Raw genomic sequence first — 16,574 nt, forward strand, 5'->3', positions numbered from 1 at the left:
TGACCTGCAAAGGAGCAACGCCCATGAAAAAACGTTCCCTCTCCCTCATCGCCGCAGCGGCGATGGTCGCCCTGCTCGCCGGATGCTCCGGTGGCGCGAAGGCGGAAGAAGACAAGGGACTCGGCACCGCCGACAAGCCGGTAACCATCAAGTTCTGGCACCCCACGCAGTACGCGCCGCAGATTGTGGAGGCGTTTGAGAAGTCCCACCCCAACATCAAGGTCAAGCTGACCGTCGTTCCGAGTAACCAGCCGGACATTGCGGCCAAGCTGATCGCCGCCGTTCAGGCCGGAGACGCCCCCGACGTCATCAAGGCCGAGTACCAGATGCTGCCCTACCTGGTCTCCCAGGGGGCCGTGGCACCGCTGGAAAACCTGAAGATCGATGAGGGCAAGTACCGCGAATCCGTGCGCGGTCTCGTGCACTTCGGCGACAAGGACTATGGCGCACCCGAGGACTTCACCCCGATGATGTTCTTCTACCGTGCCGACCTGTTTGACCAGCTGGGGCTCACCGTCCCGACCACCTGGGACGAGTATGAGGCCCTCGCCCGCAAGGTCAAGGAGGTCGCTCCGGACAAGGTACTCGGCAACTACAACTACGACTCCAACGACCTCGCCGGCTGGTCGGCCCAGGCCGGCGCAAACTGGTGGAAGGCCGATGGCGAGAAGTGGACCGTGGGCATTGACGACCCGGCCACCCTCAAGGCCGCGAACTTCCGCTCCAAGCTCATCAAGGAGGGCCTGATCTCCACCGAGACCGGCCCCGGCGTCAACAACATGATCGCCGACGGCACCATCCTCTCCTGGAACGCCGGTGCCTGGGCCCCCGGAACCATCATGAACGCGAACCCCGCCCTCGACGGCAAGTGGCGTGCGGCTCCGATGCCGGTGTGGAACTCGGGCGACACCGAGACCGCGGTATCCGGTGGATCGGCGATCATCCTGGTGAAGAACACCAAGGTGCGCCAGGCCGCCGAGACCTTCATCGAGTGGTTCACCGACTCGGAGGAGGGCATCCTCACCCGCTGGAAGTACAGCAACAACCTCTCCGGCAGTGACCGTCTCGACGAGTCCAAGGAGATCCTCGAGATGCGTCCGAGCCCGATCGACCCGACCCAGGACTACCTGAAGATGGTCGCCAGCCAGAAGGCCAAGACCTTCGACAACTGGGGTCCCAACGCGCTGCTGATGCAGAGCACCTGGAAGGACATCGCGCCCAAGGCCATCGCCGGCGAGCTCTCGATGGATGATGCGATCAAGAAGCTTCAGTCCACCGTGGTGGACGACATGAAGCGCACCGGCTTCACGGTGACGGACTAGCCCCATGGCCCAGTCCGTTCTCGAACAGGCCGGCCCCGTCCGGGCGCGACGCACAGTCGCGCCCGGGCGGGCCCCGGCCGGGCCTGGCCGCCCGCGCACGGGCCGCCACCGCCTCGCCCCGTACTTCTTCATCGCCCCGGGAATCACGCTCTTCACGCTGTTCCTCCTGATCCCGATCGGCTACTCGGTCTACCTGAGCTTCTTCTCCAATAAGGTGTCCTCGGGCATCATCGGAGCGGCCGAGCGCACCTCAATCTTTGTTGGATTCGACAACTTCGCCGCGATCCTCGAGGGCTCGGTATTCTGGTCGGGGCTCGCCCGCGCCGGCTACTACGGCCTCCTGGTCATCCCGATCACCCTGGGTCTCGCCCTGGTCTTTGCCCTCGCGCTGGACGTGGGTGTCTCGAAGCTGCGCACGGTCTCGAAGACCATCATCTTCATCCCCTATGCCGTGCCCGGCGTGATTGCCACGCTCATGTGGGGCTACATGTACCACGAGCGCACCAGCCCGTTTGGTGACATCTTCACCTTCTTCGGGTTCCCCACCCCCGACTTCCTCGGCGACTCCCTCGTGTTCTACTCGATCGTGAACATCGCCGTCTGGGGCGGCATCGGCTTCAACATGATCATCCTGCACACCGCCCTCAGCGGTATCCCACGCGAGATCTATGAGGCCGCCCGGATCGACGGTGCCAGCGAGCTGCGTATCGCCCTCCAGGTGAAGCTGCCGCTCGTGGTGCCCTCGATGATCTTCACGCTGCTGTTTGGTGTGATCGGTGCGGTGCAGGTGTACGCCGAACCGCAGACGATGAAGACGATGTCGCCCTCCATCACCTCCGGCTGGGTGCCGCTGATGGAGATTCAGCGCCTCGCGTTTGAGCAGGGCGAAACCAACATGGCCGCGGCCGGGGCGATCATCATCGCGCTGATCGCTTTTGGACTCTCACTGCTGGTGTTCCGACTGGCCGGCAAGAAGGGATCGGGAGACTGATGACCACGATCGATAAGACCCCGGTTCCCGTCGCCGCCGCGCTGCCCGCGAGCGAGCTGCCGCCGAAGGAGATCAAGCGAGAGCGTGCACGGGCAAAGCGCAGGGCGCTCGGCGCGATCCCCTCGGCGATCCTGATCATCGGCTCGCTGTACTGCTTCATCCCGCTGTTCTGGCTGGTGAGTGCCTCGACCAAGGGCCGCGAAACCCTCTTCACCACCAACACGTTTATCCCCGATGGAATCGACGGTTTTTTCCGCAACGTCGCCCAGCTGGGTAACTACCAGGACGGTGCGTTCTGGACCTGGATGGGCAACTCGGTCATCTATGCCGGCGGCGGTGCGCTGCTCTCGGTGCTGGTTTCGGCCGCGTTCGGCTACGGCCTGGCAATGTACGAGTTCCGTGGCAAGCAGGTGGCGTTCGGCCTGGTGCTGATGGGCATGTTGCTTCCCGGCGTGGTCGTGGCAATCCCGCAGTACCTGCTGATGGCGCAGCTCGAGCTGACCAACACCTACTTTGCGATTCTCTTCCCGGTCATGGTGAGCCCGTTCGGCATGTGGCTGTGCCGCGTGTTTGCGGCCTCATCGGTGCCGCGTGAGCTGCTCGACGCCGGCCGCGTGGACGGTGCAAACGAGTTCCGTATCTTCGCCTCGATTGGCCTGCGTTTGATGGCACCCGGCCTGCTCACCGTGTTCCTGCTGCAGTTCGTGGGAATCTGGAATAACTTCCTGCTGCCGTTCATCATGCTGAGCGACAACACCAAGTACCCCCTCTCGCTCGGTCTCTACAGCATGATGCGCGGTAGCGACACCGAGGAGGCCATCATCCCGACCCTGGTGATCTCCGGATCGCTCGTGGCCACCATCCCGCTGATCATCATCTTTATTTGGCTGCAGAAGTACATGCGAATCAACTTCGGCGGCGGACTGAAAGGCTAATCATGACAACCACCTCTCCCACACCGGCCAAGCGGGTTACCTTCCCGCAGGCTCGCGGCCTGGCTCTCGGCGCCACCTCGCTGATCCACCACGCCGACCCGCAGGCAAACAGCGACGACCTCGTGGACGCCGCCTGGGATGCCGGGATCCGCTACTTCGATACCGCTCCCATGTACGGCGGCGGGGCTTCGGAGAAGCTGTTTGGCCCCTCGCTCACCCGCTACCCGCGGGAGGAGTACGTGCTGTCTTCCAAGGTGGGTCGGCTGGTCCGCGATGGCGAGCCCGTGCTCGAGTTCGAGGACCCGCTGTGGCGCTACGACTTCTCGGCAGACGGTATCCGTCGCTCGGTCGACGCCTCGCTCGCCCGTCTGGGTGTCGACCGCCTCGACATCGCCTACATCCACGACCCCGACCGCTTCTATGATCAGGCGTCAACCGAGTCGTATGCGGCGCTGCAGGAGCTGCGCGCCGAGGGAGTGATCGGTGCGATCGGCGTGGGCATCACTCAGGCCCCGATGCTGGCGCGCTTCCTGCGCGAGATCGACCTGGATGCCGCGCTGCTCGCCGGCCGCTTCTCGCTCGTTGACTCCGAGGCGCTCGACGAGGTCATCCCGCTGGTGCGTGAGCAGGGCGTGACCCTGAGCATCGCCTCGACCCTGCACGCGGGCCTGGTGGACGGCAAGGACTCCGGTCACTTCCACTACCAGCCCACCCCGCCGGCGATCGTGGAGCGGGTCGCGGCGATCCACGCGCTGAGCGAGCGATACGGCGTGCCCATCGGTGCGGTGGCGATTCAGTACGTGCTCGGCTACCCGGAGGTCGACACGATCCTCACCGGTGTGGCCGATCGCGGCCAGCTTGAGCAGAACCTCTCCTGGGCCGGGTGGGAGATCCCCACCGAGCTGTGGGCCGAGCTGGATGCCTCTGGCCTGGTCTCCGCCCCGATTCCGAACACCCTGCTGCACCCCTAACCCCACCCGAGAAAGGGAACCATCATGGCAAAAATTACAATTCTCACCGGCTCCGGTCAGTACCAGGACCGCTGGCACGACTTCACCGCCACCGGATACCGTGTGGCACAGGTGCTTCAGGAGGCCGGGCACGAGGTGGTGCTGCGGGCGCTGAAGCCCCAGGGCATCCTCGAGGAGCTTGAGGACACCGACCTGCTCGTGGTGAACTCCGGTTTCGGCGAGTACACCGAGGTATCGGATGGCCCGCGCGAGGAGTGGGATGAGGCCTTCGCCGCACTGCGTGCCTACCGCGCGCGTAAGGCACCGATCCTCGCGCTGCACGCCGCCTCGAACAGCCTCGACGGCCTGGAGGAGTGGCACCAGTGGATTGGCGGCGAGTGGGTGCGGGGTACCTCGATGCACCCGCCGATTGGCGTCTCGCACGTACAGGTTTCGGATGCCGATCACCCCATCACCGAGGGCTTCGCGGACTTCCACCCGTATGACGAGATGTACAGCTACCTGGAGGCCTACCCCGGCAGCCGGGTGCTGCTGACCCACGACTACGCCGACCTCACCCACGCACTGGTGTGGACTACCGAGCAGGACGGTGCCCGCACCGTCTACGACGCCCTCGGCCACGGCGTACAGGCGTTTGACACCCCGGAGCGGCACGACCTGCTGCGCCGCGAGGTGGATTGGCTGCTGGCGCGGTGACCGATCGACACGACACGGTGGATTCCCTGGAATCGCCGGACACGGGGGCGCTGCCGATGGTAGCGCCCCCGCGCATGAGCGGACCGGTCAGCGAGCCCGCCACCAAACCCCCGCCTGCCGCGGGTGAAATACGGCGCGGCCCGCTGGCGCTGATGTCGATTACCCACGTGGTGAACGACTTCTACTCGGGTGCGGTGCCCGCGCTGATTCCGTTCATGGTGATGGAGCGCAATTACACCTACGCCGCCGCGAGCGCGATCATGCTCGCGGCCAACCTCCTCGGGAGCATCCTCCAGCCGGCGTTTGGTCTCCTGGTGGATCGCTGGCGGATGCCGTGGCTCGCGGTGGTGGGGTTCCTCCTCGCCGGTGTGGGTGTGGGGGTCTCGGGTCTGACCCAGGACCTCGTCTTCACCTGCCTCGCGGTGGCCGGTACCGGTCTCGGCGTGGCTGCGTACCACCCGGCGGCGACGCGACTGGCGAAGGCGGCCTCCGGGCCGCACACGAGTGGGCTCGCGATCTTCTCGGTGGGTGGCAACATCGGAATGGCGCTGGCACCGCTCGCGGTATCCCTCGTGATCGGTTCGCTGGGTCTCGCCGCGACGCCGCTGCTCGCGCTGCCCGCGGTGGTCCTCGCGCTCGCCGTGGCGCTCTGGCGCGGCATCGAGCGGGCGAGACGCTCCCGTGCCGGAGCACCCGCGGTGGTGCCCTCTCGGCCCGCGCCCGTGGGGAAGGACGACTGGGCCGGTTTTGGCGGGTTCTCGGCGATGGTAATCGTGGCTTCGGCCGGGTCTGCCGGTATTCAAGCCTTCCTCGCGCTCTTCCTGATCAACGAGTTTGGCGTCAGCACCGAGTTTGGTGCGGGTAGCCTGACCCTGTTCACCGGTATGGGAGTGGCGGGAACGCTCGCGGGTGGCTGGATGGCCGACCGGATCGGGCACATCCGTACGCTGCGCCTCGGCTATCTGATCGGACCGCTCGCGCTGGCCGTGATGCTGCTCGCTCCGGGTACCGTGGTGGCGCTGATCGCGATCGGCGTGCTGGGTTTCGCTGCGTTCATCCCGTTCTCGGTGCAGGTGGCGCTCGGCATGAAGTATCTGCCGAACCGCATCGGTACTTCGAGCGGTCTGACGCTCGGTCTGGGGGCGACCGTGGGCGGCCTGTTTGCCCCGGTGTACGGTTTCCTTGCCGACGGCCACGGGCTGCGCTTTGCGCTGATCGTGGGGCTCGCGGTGAAAACACTCGCCCTCGTGATGACGTTCTTCCTGAAGAAGCCCGGGGGCCCGGGGCGCGCATAGCGCGAGGATACACAGACGTCGGCGGCCGCTCCCTTGGGAGCGGCCGCCGACGTCTGTGCCGTGCGCCGGGTTGCCGGGTTTGCCTAGGCGGCGACGATGCTGAGCGGGTCGGCGAGGAGCTGACGAAAACCGAGATCGGCCGCGCCAAAGAGGAGGAGATCGGGCCCGAGCTCGGGGGTGCCCAGCTCAACCTGCTGGCGCATGGTGTCGAAGCTGCTGATCACGCAGTATTCGGCGAGGGTGTCGGCCCCGTAGGCGAGCAGGTGGCTGAAGAAGCCGCCGAACAGGATCAGCTCGGGATCATAGGCGATGACCGCCGATCGGAGGGCGGCACCGGTGAGGGCGAGCTGGCTGGCGATGCGCTCGTGGGGGGAAAACGGCGGTGCGGGGAGCACCGGGTCATCGTCGTGCGGGGGCGCGTAGACGGTGCGCGGCGAGCGATCCTCGGCGGCTTCGGGCGGCAGTTCGGGGAGCGCGCCGATCTCGCCGAGCGCGCGCAGGGTGTCGTACTGGGTCACCTCCACCTGGAAGCAACCCCGCGCGCCGCACCAGCAGCGCCCGCCACCGGGGTTTACGGTGGCGTGGGCAAAGGATGCGGCCACACCGGTGTTTCCGCGGAGGAGCCGGCCGCCCACCATCACCGCGGTACCGATGCCCCCGGGGCCGCCGTAGAAGTAGACCACGTTGCTGCGCCCGCGGCCGGCACCCCAGATGCTTTCGGCGACGACGCCGAGATGCCCGTCATAGCGGGTTTCCGCGGGAATGCCCGTGGCCTCGGTGAGGTACTGGGCGAAGGGTTCGGAATCCCATCCGAGCGATGATGCGCTGACGAACTCGTGGTTGTCACCGGTCACAAACCCGGGGGTGGCGACGCCGATGCCCACCAGCACCGCGCCGGTCGGAAGCTCGTCGCGAGATTCGGCGATGGTGCGGGCTACGATTTCGGCGGTGTCTCGGGCCGAGACATCGCGGGGGAGCGGGACGACGCGGCGCAGGACGATGCGCGCGCCGAGGCTGGTGAACGCGACGGTGATTCCGCTGGCATCGCGGATGACGGCGACGCTCAGGACGTTCGGATTCGGTTGCACCATGGGGGAGGGGCGGCCGGAACGGTTGTTTGCCAGCGGCTCGCTCTCGAAGCACAGTCCGAGGCTCGCGAGCTCGTCCACGAGCCCCTTGACCGCGGAGCGGCTGAGTCCGGAGGCCCGCGTAATCTCGGTGCGTGAGAGGGTGCGCCGGTGGTGGATGATCTCCAGGACCGCGGCGAGGTTTTGACGGCGCATGCTGTCGGCGTTGGCGGCGGTGCGGGGAGGCGTCATGGGGAGTGTTCCCTTCGGGTTGGATCCATCGTGCCAGACGTCCGAAGCGTTCGCGCGCACTTTGCCCGCGTGCCCCGCCGTTGTCAACCAAAGTGGCGAAAATTGATGGCGAATGACCCCAATAATGGGTACATATTGCGTATTTTGTAGCAAACACACTTCGGGTGTTTTCCCAGACCTGGCGTTATTGATTACAGTTGAGTCTGGGTGCGTCGAATTTTCCGGTGCACCCGTGCGTTTTCCCCCGGCGCGGCGATTTTTATGTCCCGCACACTTCCCCCCCCCCAAGGATCTGAATACATGCCCGCATGGTCTACTCGTTCACCCGCCCGTCGGTGGGAGCAGGTATATCGTCGTCGTCTCATGGTTTCTGACACCCTCAGTGTTTTTGCGGCGGTCTTTGGGAGCCAGTGGCTTCGCTTCGGCACCGAGTCTGAGCATCTGTCGATCGATACTGATCCCCAGTTTGTGGGATTCAGCGTCTCGTACACCGCGTTTTCGGCGGTCCTGGTGGTGGGCTGGCTCTATGCACTCTCGCTGTTTGCGACGCGGCGCGCGTCGATTATTGGCACCGGAACCCTGGAATACAAGCAGGTCGTGGATGCGACGCTGCGGGTCTTTGGGCTGCTGGCCATTATTTGCTATCTGGGCAAGGTCGAGCTCGGCCGGGGATACTTCCTCCTGGCGCTGCCGGTGGGCCTGATCTTCTTGCTGGGCACCCGCTGGATCTGGCGCGTGTGGGTGGGGCATAAGCGCAAGAGCGGCTGGTACTTCAACCGCACCCTGCTCATCGGTGAGCGGGTGCAGACCGCGCACGTGGGCAACGAGATACTGCGCACCCCGAGCTCGGGGCTGCTCCCGGTTGCCGCGATCACCTCGGACAGCGTGCTCGTTGATGATTTGCTGCCGGGCGTGCCGGTGCGGGGCGGACTGTCGAATATTTCGCAGGTACTGGATGAGGAGGCGATCGAGACCGTGGTGTACACGGGCTCGGATCGGATGACTCCGGAGGGGCTCCGTCAGCTCGGATGGGACCTCGAACACCGCGGGATTCACCTGGTGGTGGCCCCCGCGCTGACCGATATCGCGGGCCCGCGGATCCGCGCTCGTCCGGTTGCCGGGTTGCCACTGATCAACGTCGATATTCCGGAGTTCGAGGGTCGTAAGTACTCCTCAAAGCGTGCCCTGGATATCCTCGGGTCGGGTTTCGGCCTGATTCTGCTCTCTCCGCTCTTCCTGGTGCTTGCGTTCCTCATTAAGCGCGACTCGGCGGGGCCGGTGTTCTTCCGGCAGAAGCGGGTCGGCCTGAACGGCAAGGACTTCTACATGGTGAAGTTCCGGTCGATGGTCGTGGATGCCGAAGACCGCCTGGATGCCCTGCAAAAGAGTTCGGAGGGCAACGGTGTGCTCTTCAAGATGAAGAGCGACCCGCGCATTACCAGGCTCGGGGCGTTCCTGCGCCGGTTCAGCATCGATGAGCTGCCGCAGCTGATCAATGTGTTCCGCGGAGATATGTCGCTCGTGGGGCCGAGGCCTCCGCTGCGCAGCGAGGTTGACCAGTACGAGGATGCCGCGCACCGCCGCTTCCTGGTGAAACCGGGTATGACCGGCCTCTGGCAGGTCAGCGGGCGTAGCGATCTTTCCTGGGAAGACAGCCTGCGACTTGACCTCTACTACGTGGAGAACTGGTCGATGACGGGTGACTTCATCATTCTGTGGCGTACCGCGCGGGCGGTCGTGGGCAGTAGCGGTGCGTACTAGTACCGCAAATCGTTTGACAATCTATGCAGAATCGAAGTGAATCAGTGACCTCCTCGCCAAAGTCAGTTGTCATTATTGGCACGCGCGGGTACCCGAGCTACTATGGCGGTTTTGAAACCGCGGTGCGGCGTATCGCTCCCCATCTCGTTGACGAGGGTTGGGATGTGACCGTTTATGGACGCGACGGGGCAACGCGTGATGATGATCCGGGCCGGGATCCGCGCGTCCACACGGTGGTTACCGGTGGAATCGAGAAGAAGTCTCTGAGCACGCTCACCTATGGGCTGACGGCCTGCTGGCATGCTGCGCGGCATAAGCCGGACGTGGCACTGGTCATGAACGTGGCGAATGGTTTCTGGCTGCCCCTGCTGAAGATGCGCGGCATCAAGACGCTGGTGAACGTGGACGGAATTGAGTGGGACCGCCAGAAGTGGGGGCGGTTGGCGAAGTTCACGTTCCGCGTTGGCGCGAAGCTCACTGCTCGCTGGGGTAACCGCATGGTGTACGACGCGGAGGCGATCGCCGCGCGTTGGCAGCGTGATTTTGGCGTAGATGGGGTGTTCATTCCCTATGGAGGCGATGAGCCGACGGAGATCCTTCCAGTGCCCGAGGGGCTTACCCGCCGCGGATACGTCCTCGTGGTGGCCCGCTTCGTACCGGAAAACACCGTGGGTGAGTTCTTTGACGCCGTGGAAACCCTGGGGCAGACACACGATGTCGTGATCGTGGGCTCCAGCGGATATGGAGGCGAGCTTGACGACCGAGCCGCGGACCTCGCCGCTCGCCTTCCTCGTGTGCAGTGGCTCGGGCACGTGAGTGATGATCGCAAGCTGCACGCCCTGTGGCAGCACGCGGGTGTGTACTTCCACGGCCACAGCGTGGGCGGTACGAACCCCGCCCTCGTGCAGGCCATGGCGTGCGGTGCACCCACCGTGGCTCGCGATACGGTGTACAACCGCGAGGTGCTGGGCGAGGGGGCCATCCTGACGGAACCAAATCCGCGGGCCATCGTCGACGCCTGCGAGAGTCTGCTCGCAGACTCAGCCCTTCAGACAGAGCACGCAATGCGTGCACTCCAAAGAAGTCGTGAGGTATATACCTGGCAGAAGGTGTGCATCGCATATGAAGAAAATCTAACGGAGCTAGCACAGCTCGTGTGAACGGCTTTCACCGTGTTTAGCCAGAGACCCAAACTAATCTGATCACCCGAAGGAGACATGAACGATGACTGAGGTTGTGCACGATCGGCCGAATCCTCTTACTACGAGTGAATCTTCGAAGATGAAACGCAAGCCGCCGCGACCTGCTCGATTCCGGCAGGAGACGTACCTTGACGAGTTTGATTTCACAACAGTTGCTTACGATGTGTTCCAAGCCGAAGGAAACCTTGAGCTTGTGGGCCCGCCCCTTTTGAACATGCGGCGTCGATTCCTGACCCAGGTCAAATCCAAGGGCAGTAAGTATATCGATCGTAGAAAAGCGTACTCTCTAAGGATTCCGGATAGCGATGAGATTCGTGATCGTCTTGTAAATGGTGAGCCCGATCTTGCCGGTCCTTTCGAGAGCTCCCTTACCGAGATGTTTAGAGGCCGTAATGTTATCGCGACGATGCAAAAGAATAACGATCTTGAGTGGATCAAGTATTGGGCTAAGTACTATGTAAACGCTCATGAGGTGACAGGGATCGTTATTTACAACAACAACACGACTGCATACTCGGCCGCGGAACTAGCAGAAGCTGCGAGTGTCCCCGGACTTGAGCTGCTTGTTGTTGTCGAATGGCCGTTTAAGCGAGGTCCTGGTGGCGGCCCTCATGCAAAATGGGATTCAGACTTTCAGCAGTTCGCGAGCTTCGAACATGCCCGGAGAAAGTACTTTCGCCATGCCAGGAGCGTGATTAACGCCGATATTGATGAGCTCGTTATTGTGAGCTCTGGCCTGTCAATGGGAGATCACCTCGAACGTTCAGGGAAAGCAGCAGCGGTATACGGAGGGCGCTGGATGAGTGCTGTTGAGTCTGATGGCAGTGCCGAAAATCCGTACCGGAAGTACCTCTTCGTTGAGTCGGGATCAAAACCCTGTGCGACTAAGTGGAGCTATCGTCCCTCAGCCCTGCCCGAGGACGCTGTGTTGGAAGTTCACAGTATTCGCGACATTGAACTCGATGAAGATATCTCTTATCGGCATTTCCGCGGGATAAATACCGGCTGGAAATACGACCGCACACGGCCACCAGCTGGCGACGTGACGCTGGCGCATGACGATGTGTTGGACGCAGCTCTTGAACGAGCACAGCTCTAAGGAAGCCGTAGGGTAAGGACCAGCCGTCGAAGCGATTAGTCGATAGCTTCAGAGGCATCATGATCCGAACAGGCTAAGATAGCAAGGTTCGGATTTCACGGTTGTTTTGCTGCTGAAAACCGGTGGCATCGACATTGGATAGCGGAGGACCGAGAGGTTTAATCGCGGGGGTGTTTAGTCCCTCAGATGGGGTTTCAAGGGACCAATGGATACAACTAAGCTTTTGATTGCCGCGGTGGTGGGCCTATGTCTCATTCTCTGGCAGGGAATCAACCGCACTACTATTGCCGCAATTTTGGTAAGTCTTTTGTTTTCAAGTTTCACAATTACCCTGATTAAAGGTGCTAGCCAGAGCCACATTGGAATTGCGCACTCAGGAGTGGAGCTCACTGCAGCTTCGCTCCTGATCATTGTCGCCTTACTTGCCTATTCGCTTGTATTTAGAAGATTTCCAGTGCCCTGGATGGCACTTCCGTTCGTGGTGTATTCGTTGTTTGCGGTGATGTTCATTTGGGGCGGCACAACGGCACAGTGGTCCGGAGTGTTTCTCGTCATTGTCGCAATCGCTGCATTTGCGCTCGGAATAGTTGGCGGCAAATCGATCAGTTTCGAATCTCGAACTGCCGGGTTCTTACTATTTCTTGTTGCTGCGGTGGTTGCCATTGAAGTGATTGTTGTCCTGTTGCAGTTTGCGGGAGTTTCGATCTTTCCAATGGACGGACGAATTGCTAAGTTAATGGGCACTCGTACAAACGGCACCTTCGAGCACCCAGCCAACTTGGGAAAAGCACTTGTGTTTTTGTCAGTGCTCGTCTTGCCCTTCCTGCGAAGCGCTTCCCGCGTTCGAACCGGTGTCGCTTCGGTAACGTTAGCCGCAACCCTCATTCCACTTGTACTTTCGGGTGGCCGCGCCAATCTCATTGCCTATGTGGGCATGCTCGCGGTGTGGTTCTGGTTTAATCGCCCGCGCTTGAGTGGTCGTATAAGGATCTTCGCGATAGTTGCTGCAGTAATCGCAGGCGCTGCGGTGACAACCTCAGTAATTGTGAGAATGCTTGAGCAAGGCTCACTTGGCGAACGCGATCACTTCATCGAAGTTGCGCTTGCTCAGATCGGACGCACTCCATGGTTTGGCGTGGGTTTGAACAATTATTTGGACGCGGTTGGACCGTATGACAAACTAACCAGCCAAGGATGGCCGGTGCATAATATTTTCCTTCATATGGCGGTAGAAACCGGGATCATAGGAGCGATCTTATTCTTTGGGCCTCTCATTTGGAGTTTCATTATTGCGTTCAGAATGCGCCGTGTCGGTGGTAATCAGGAAACCATGGCACGTGCATACCTCGCGCTACTTCCCGTTGTACTTTCAATTGGCTTTACTGGATGGGCTCTCCTTTCCAACTCAGAACTCTATTTGTGGTTCCTTATCTCTGGCTTCTTCATCGGTCAGCTCAGCCGAGATAGATGGGAGCGCAAGGTATCCAAACGTTTTGACGGACTCTTAAATGGCGTGAACATTCCCCAGTTGAGGCTGGGACTTGGTAGGGATGCAAAATGATCCGTCCCACCATCCAGATTCTGCAGTCGGTTTATCCGGACCAGAGCGAATCCAACCCATATGTATCTTTACTCTGGCAGAACACGTCCGAGAGCGTAAACTTGCAGCCCTTTTCGTGGCGTAGAGCGTTGACAGGTCCCGTTGACGCGCTGCACATTCATTGGCCCGAAGAGCTGCTCCGCCAACCGGGGTGTGTTCGTCGGGCATTAACGCCGATCCTGTTCTCAATGATGCTGGTGAGGTTGAAACTCCAAAAAATTCCTGTCGTGAGAACTCGACACAATGTGGAACCTCACGAGGCTGGAAATCCACTCGAGCGGTTTCTATTACGCCGGTTAGATCGGCAAACTGTCGTTTGGGTTGAAATCAACCCCGTGGTTTCCGAATATCAGGACACAACCCATGTCCAGATTCTCCACGGACACTATCGTGATTGGTTTCGGAATTTGCGAGTACCGCGCGCCGCAGAGCGACTTGGGGTTGTCTCTTATTTCGGCTTTATTCGTGAATACAAAAATGTCCCATCCCTAATTCGCGAATTCAACAAGATTAACAACGGCGATCTAGAGTTACGAATTCTCGGTAAGCCTTCATCTACCGACCTTGCGAGCGAGATCGAACGAGCACGTGCAGGTAACGATCGAGTCCACACAGAACTGACCTATGTCGACGATGCCAGACTCGTTGAAGAGCTTGCGCAAACTGGCCTCGTGGTGCTTCCGTACTCGGAAATGTTCAACTCCGGTGCTGCCCTGTTGAGCCTGTCACTAGACGTGCCCATTCTTGTCCCTAATACCCCCGCGAATCAGGCGCTATCCGACGAAGTCGGTCCGGGCTGGGTATTTATGTACGATGGCGAACTGTCAAGCATTGACATTCTGAATACCTTGACAAACCTTCGCGATTTCCCGACCGTTGTCTCTCAGCCAGATCTTTCACGGCGTGATTGGGAACAGGCGGGCGATGCACACGAGGCGGTCTATCGTCAGGCAATCGCGCTGACCCGAGGTAAACAAGATGCCTAAAGAAAAGACTCTTGGCTATACAGCGCTCCGTGGTGCCTCGGTCACGATGCTTGGACAGATCGCGCGAGTTATCGTGCAATTTGCTGGCATCATCATCATGGCCAGGCTGCTCCCGCCCTCGGATTTTGGGCTGCTTGCGATGGTCGCCGTGATTCTAGGGTTTGGCGAGGTGTTTCGAGACCTCGGGCTTTCTGGGGCCACCATCCAGGCCAAAATTATCAGCGATGCACAGCGGGACAAATTGTTCTGGATCAATACGATGATGGGAGCCGTGCTTACCCTCGTAATGTTCGGTGCCTCGTGGCTGATTGCTGATCTTTATCATGAGCCACAGCTTGTCCCAATCACGCAAGTCCTCAGCTTATCGTTCCTGCTCAACGGCCTTGCCACTCAATTCAGTGCGAATCTCGCGCGCGCTTTCAAGTTCACGCAGCTTGCGATTGTTGCCGTAGCCTCGATCAGTCTTGGGTTGATTGCGGGAATTGGCTTCGCAATTGCGGGTGCTGGCGTATGGGCTCTTGTCGCGCAGCAGATGACACAAACAATTGTCTATCTCATTCTCAGCGTTGCATTCTCTGGTTGGTTACCTCGCGGATGGAAGCGCGACGCCTCAGTGCGGAGCCTAGTGAGCTTTGGCGGGTACCTCTTTGCGACTCAACTTCTTAATTTCGCCAGCCGAAGCGTAGATTCGCTTCTTGTCGGGCGTAGATACGGCGCTGAACAACTCGGCATCTATGATCGAGCCTTCCAGCTTTTGATGCTGCCGTTGGAACAACTGAATACTCCTGCAACCCGGGTCGCGCTCCCCATACTTTCTCGCTTGAAGGATGATCGCGAAAAGTTTGGACGATTCCTGGTTCAGGGGCAGTTCCTTCTGGTAACAACGGTCTCGACAGTACTGATTTATGTAGCTACATTCGCCGATGTGCTCGTTCCATTCGCTCTTGGCCCACAATGGGGCAAAGTCGTCCCGCTTTTTCAAATCTTGGCAGTGGCGGGTGTATTTCAGGCCGCGCATTTTGCGACCTACTGGGTGTTCTTCTCCCAGGGCAAGTCAAAGCAGAATATGTACTTTGCGCTCGTAACGAGACCGCTGGTAATCATTGGTATCGTCATCGGGCTAATCTGGGGAATCCAAGGCGTGGCCGTTGCCTACGTTGTCTCGAGTTGCGTCCTGTGGCTCATGGGGCTCGTTTGGATTAGCCGGATTACGTTTGCGCCCGTTCGAGCAATGCTGGGTAACGGCCTTATGGTAGTTGCGACTATGGCTGTTACAGGTGGAGCGTCCTGGTACTTCCGAGAGATTGTAGGCAATGGCGGTGTTTGGAACTTTATATTGAGCTCGGTAGTGTTTTTTGCCATTCTTGCAACAGCGTTGTTGGCCAACCCCATTTCGCGCCGGCGGTTGTTCCAGGTTCGAGAAATACTTGCCGAACGCAAAGCACCCAACAGCTAGTTATGGCAACCGCCACGTCCAATAATGCGACGCCACTTTTTAGATCGAAAGCGAAAAACACACGTGGATAGAAGCTCTTACGAGGGTGTAGAACTCGTGCATTGGAACCCGAGACGGAGACGGATTGAGATCCCTGGCCTACGGCGAGTTCCGGTGGCTGCAAGAATCAATAATTTCGGGGACCTACTCGGCCCTCTCATATCGCGGGCGCTCGCTCCTGCAGGCAGATCGGCGTCGGTAGGACGGCGTCTGGTCAGCGTTGGCTCAATCATGCATTTCGCCCGCACTGGGGATACCATCTGGGGTACAGGTATTAACGACAAGATCGATGCGGCACATTTAGCGTTCGAAGACCTTGATGTGAGGGCAGTACGCGGCCCTCGCACGCGAGAAAGGCTCCAAGAACGCGGGATTTTCGTACCTGAGGTTTATGGCGACCCTGCTCTGTTACTACCGGAGCTTATGCCTCAGTTACGGGAGTGGGCAAATAAGAAACAGTTCCCTGAAACAATCATTCCGAATCTGAATGACTTTCCGGCTTACAAGGGAGAAAGCAATGTATTTTCGCCGGTTGCGCCGCTCAAGGATGTACTGAAACGAATCGCACAGAGCGAGTTTGTGACCGGTTCATCACTGCACGGGATTGTTATTGCAGAGTCACTGGGCATTCCCGCTCGCCTCATTTCTTCGGCGCACGAACCCGAGTTCAAGTACCAAGACTATTTTCTCGGGTCAGGGCGTGAATCACAGGATTTCGCGGCCTCCATTGACGAAGCGCGCGCGATGGGAGGGCATCCGTCGTTGGCGTGGGACCCGGCACCGCTCCGTGATGCTTTTCCTTCGGATCTTTGGAACTGAGAAACGAAGTTTAGGTCTCGAAGACCTTGTAATGTCGTATTAGGTGTGGATATACCTGGCTCAAATAAGTAGTTGTCACCGGG

Annotated in this window: 14 protein-coding genes; 13 read left to right on the forward strand and 1 reads right to left on the reverse strand. The window is 60.3% G+C overall.

Annotated features, from left to right (window positions below; translation table 11 throughout):
• Positions 1-23: 23 nt before the first annotated feature.
• From D9V32_RS02960 to D9V32_RS02985, 6 genes are read left to right on the forward strand one after another with little or no spacing between them, the layout of a single operon-like run.
• Positions 24-1,322: an ABC transporter substrate-binding protein gene (locus D9V32_RS02960; RefSeq protein WP_121647406.1), complete on the forward strand. Its 1,299-nt coding sequence runs from the start codon at positions 24-26 to the stop codon at positions 1,320-1,322.
• 4 nt (positions 1,323-1,326) lie between these two features.
• Entirely contained in the window at positions 1,327-2,313 is a 987-nt protein-coding gene (locus D9V32_RS02965; RefSeq protein ID WP_121647407.1) for a carbohydrate ABC transporter permease, read from the forward strand.
• Positions 2,313-3,248, forward strand: coding sequence for a carbohydrate ABC transporter permease (locus D9V32_RS02970; RefSeq protein WP_121647408.1), 936 nt, complete (start codon positions 2,313-2,315; stop codon positions 3,246-3,248). The genes D9V32_RS02965 and D9V32_RS02970 overlap by 1 nt, the downstream gene beginning before the upstream one ends.
• 2 nt (positions 3,249-3,250) lie before the next feature.
• Positions 3,251-4,219: an aldo/keto reductase gene (locus D9V32_RS02975; protein ID WP_121647409.1), complete on the forward strand. Its 969-nt coding sequence runs from the start codon at positions 3,251-3,253 to the stop codon at positions 4,217-4,219.
• A gap of 24 nt (positions 4,220-4,243) precedes the next feature.
• Positions 4,244-4,915, forward strand: coding sequence for a ThuA domain-containing protein (locus tag D9V32_RS02980; RefSeq protein ID WP_121647410.1), 672 nt, complete (start codon positions 4,244-4,246; stop codon positions 4,913-4,915).
• Positions 4,912-6,210 carry an MFS transporter gene (locus D9V32_RS02985; protein WP_121647411.1) on the forward strand — a complete coding sequence of 433 codons (1,299 nt, stop codon included), beginning with the start codon at positions 4,912-4,914 and terminating at the stop codon, positions 6,208-6,210. Before D9V32_RS02980 ends, D9V32_RS02985 begins: the two co-directional genes overlap by 4 nt.
• 83 nt (positions 6,211-6,293) lie before the next feature.
• Here the strand turns inward: D9V32_RS02985 and D9V32_RS02990 are convergent, their stop codons facing one another.
• Positions 6,294-7,529: an ROK family transcriptional regulator gene (locus D9V32_RS02990; protein WP_121647412.1), complete on the reverse strand. Its 1,236-nt coding sequence runs from the start codon at positions 7,527-7,529 to the stop codon at positions 6,294-6,296.
• Between the two features lie 363 nt (positions 7,530-7,892).
• Between D9V32_RS02990 and D9V32_RS02995 the strand changes: the two genes are divergently transcribed.
• From D9V32_RS02995 to D9V32_RS03015, 7 genes are all read left to right on the forward strand, one after another.
• Positions 7,893-9,290, forward strand: coding sequence for a sugar transferase (locus tag D9V32_RS02995; protein WP_245981977.1), 1,398 nt, complete (start codon positions 7,893-7,895; stop codon positions 9,288-9,290).
• A 23-nt stretch (positions 9,291-9,313) separates the two neighbouring features.
• A complete protein-coding gene (locus D9V32_RS03000; protein ID WP_121647414.1) occupies positions 9,314-10,450 on the forward strand; it encodes a glycosyltransferase in 1,137 nt (378 codons plus the stop codon).
• A 121-nt stretch (positions 10,451-10,571) separates the two neighbouring features.
• Complete coding sequence (locus D9V32_RS16005; protein WP_147440376.1) at positions 10,572-11,591, forward strand: hypothetical protein; 1,020 nt, start codon at positions 10,572-10,574, stop codon at positions 11,589-11,591.
• A 205-nt stretch (positions 11,592-11,796) separates the two neighbouring features.
• Complete coding sequence (locus D9V32_RS03005; protein WP_121647415.1) at positions 11,797-13,152, forward strand: O-antigen ligase family protein; 1,356 nt, start codon at positions 11,797-11,799, stop codon at positions 13,150-13,152.
• Positions 13,149-14,177, forward strand: coding sequence for a glycosyltransferase family protein (locus tag D9V32_RS16010; RefSeq protein WP_147440377.1), 1,029 nt, complete (start codon positions 13,149-13,151; stop codon positions 14,175-14,177). The genes D9V32_RS03005 and D9V32_RS16010 overlap by 4 nt, the downstream gene beginning before the upstream one ends.
• Positions 14,170-15,633 carry a lipopolysaccharide biosynthesis protein gene (locus D9V32_RS03010; protein ID WP_121647416.1) on the forward strand — a complete coding sequence of 488 codons (1,464 nt, stop codon included), beginning with the start codon at positions 14,170-14,172 and terminating at the stop codon, positions 15,631-15,633. Before D9V32_RS16010 ends, D9V32_RS03010 begins: the two co-directional genes overlap by 8 nt.
• Positions 15,634-15,903: 270 nt before the next feature.
• A complete protein-coding gene (locus D9V32_RS03015; RefSeq protein WP_183086153.1) occupies positions 15,904-16,491 on the forward strand; it encodes a polysaccharide pyruvyl transferase family protein in 588 nt (195 codons plus the stop codon).
• The last annotated feature ends 83 nt before the right edge of the window (positions 16,492-16,574 follow it).

The organism is Mycetocola tolaasinivorans, assembly GCF_003667565.1.
Lineage (GTDB): Bacteria > Actinomycetota > Actinomycetes > Actinomycetales > Microbacteriaceae > Mycetocola > Mycetocola tolaasinivorans.

Excerpts from the sequence above, each read along its gene's own strand:
- D9V32_RS02960 (WP_121647406.1), top strand. The coding sequence starts at position 24 with ATGAAAAAACGTTCCCTCTCCCTCATCGCCGCAGCGGCGATGGTCGCC.
- D9V32_RS02965 (WP_121647407.1), top strand. The coding sequence starts at position 1,327 with ATGGCCCAGTCCGTTCTCGAACAGGCCGGCCCCGTCCGGGCGCGACGC.
- D9V32_RS02970 (WP_121647408.1), top strand. The coding sequence starts at position 2,313 with ATGACCACGATCGATAAGACCCCGGTTCCCGTCGCCGCCGCGCTGCCC.
- D9V32_RS02975 (WP_121647409.1), top strand. The coding sequence starts at position 3,251 with ATGACAACCACCTCTCCCACACCGGCCAAGCGGGTTACCTTCCCGCAG.
- D9V32_RS02980 (WP_121647410.1), top strand. The coding sequence starts at position 4,244 with ATGGCAAAAATTACAATTCTCACCGGCTCCGGTCAGTACCAGGACCGC.
- D9V32_RS02990 (WP_121647412.1), bottom strand. The coding sequence starts at position 7,529 with ATGACGCCTCCCCGCACCGCCGCCAACGCCGACAGCATGCGCCGTCAA.
- D9V32_RS02995 (WP_245981977.1), top strand. The coding sequence starts at position 7,893 with ATGGTTTCTGACACCCTCAGTGTTTTTGCGGCGGTCTTTGGGAGCCAG.
- D9V32_RS03000 (WP_121647414.1), top strand. The coding sequence starts at position 9,314 with ATGCAGAATCGAAGTGAATCAGTGACCTCCTCGCCAAAGTCAGTTGTC.
- D9V32_RS16005 (WP_147440376.1), top strand. The coding sequence starts at position 10,572 with ATGAAACGCAAGCCGCCGCGACCTGCTCGATTCCGGCAGGAGACGTAC.
- D9V32_RS03005 (WP_121647415.1), top strand. The coding sequence starts at position 11,797 with ATGGATACAACTAAGCTTTTGATTGCCGCGGTGGTGGGCCTATGTCTC.
- D9V32_RS16010 (WP_147440377.1), top strand. The coding sequence starts at position 13,149 with ATGATCCGTCCCACCATCCAGATTCTGCAGTCGGTTTATCCGGACCAG.
- D9V32_RS03010 (WP_121647416.1), top strand. The coding sequence starts at position 14,170 with ATGCCTAAAGAAAAGACTCTTGGCTATACAGCGCTCCGTGGTGCCTCG.
- D9V32_RS03015 (WP_183086153.1), top strand. The coding sequence starts at position 15,904 with ATGCATTTCGCCCGCACTGGGGATACCATCTGGGGTACAGGTATTAAC.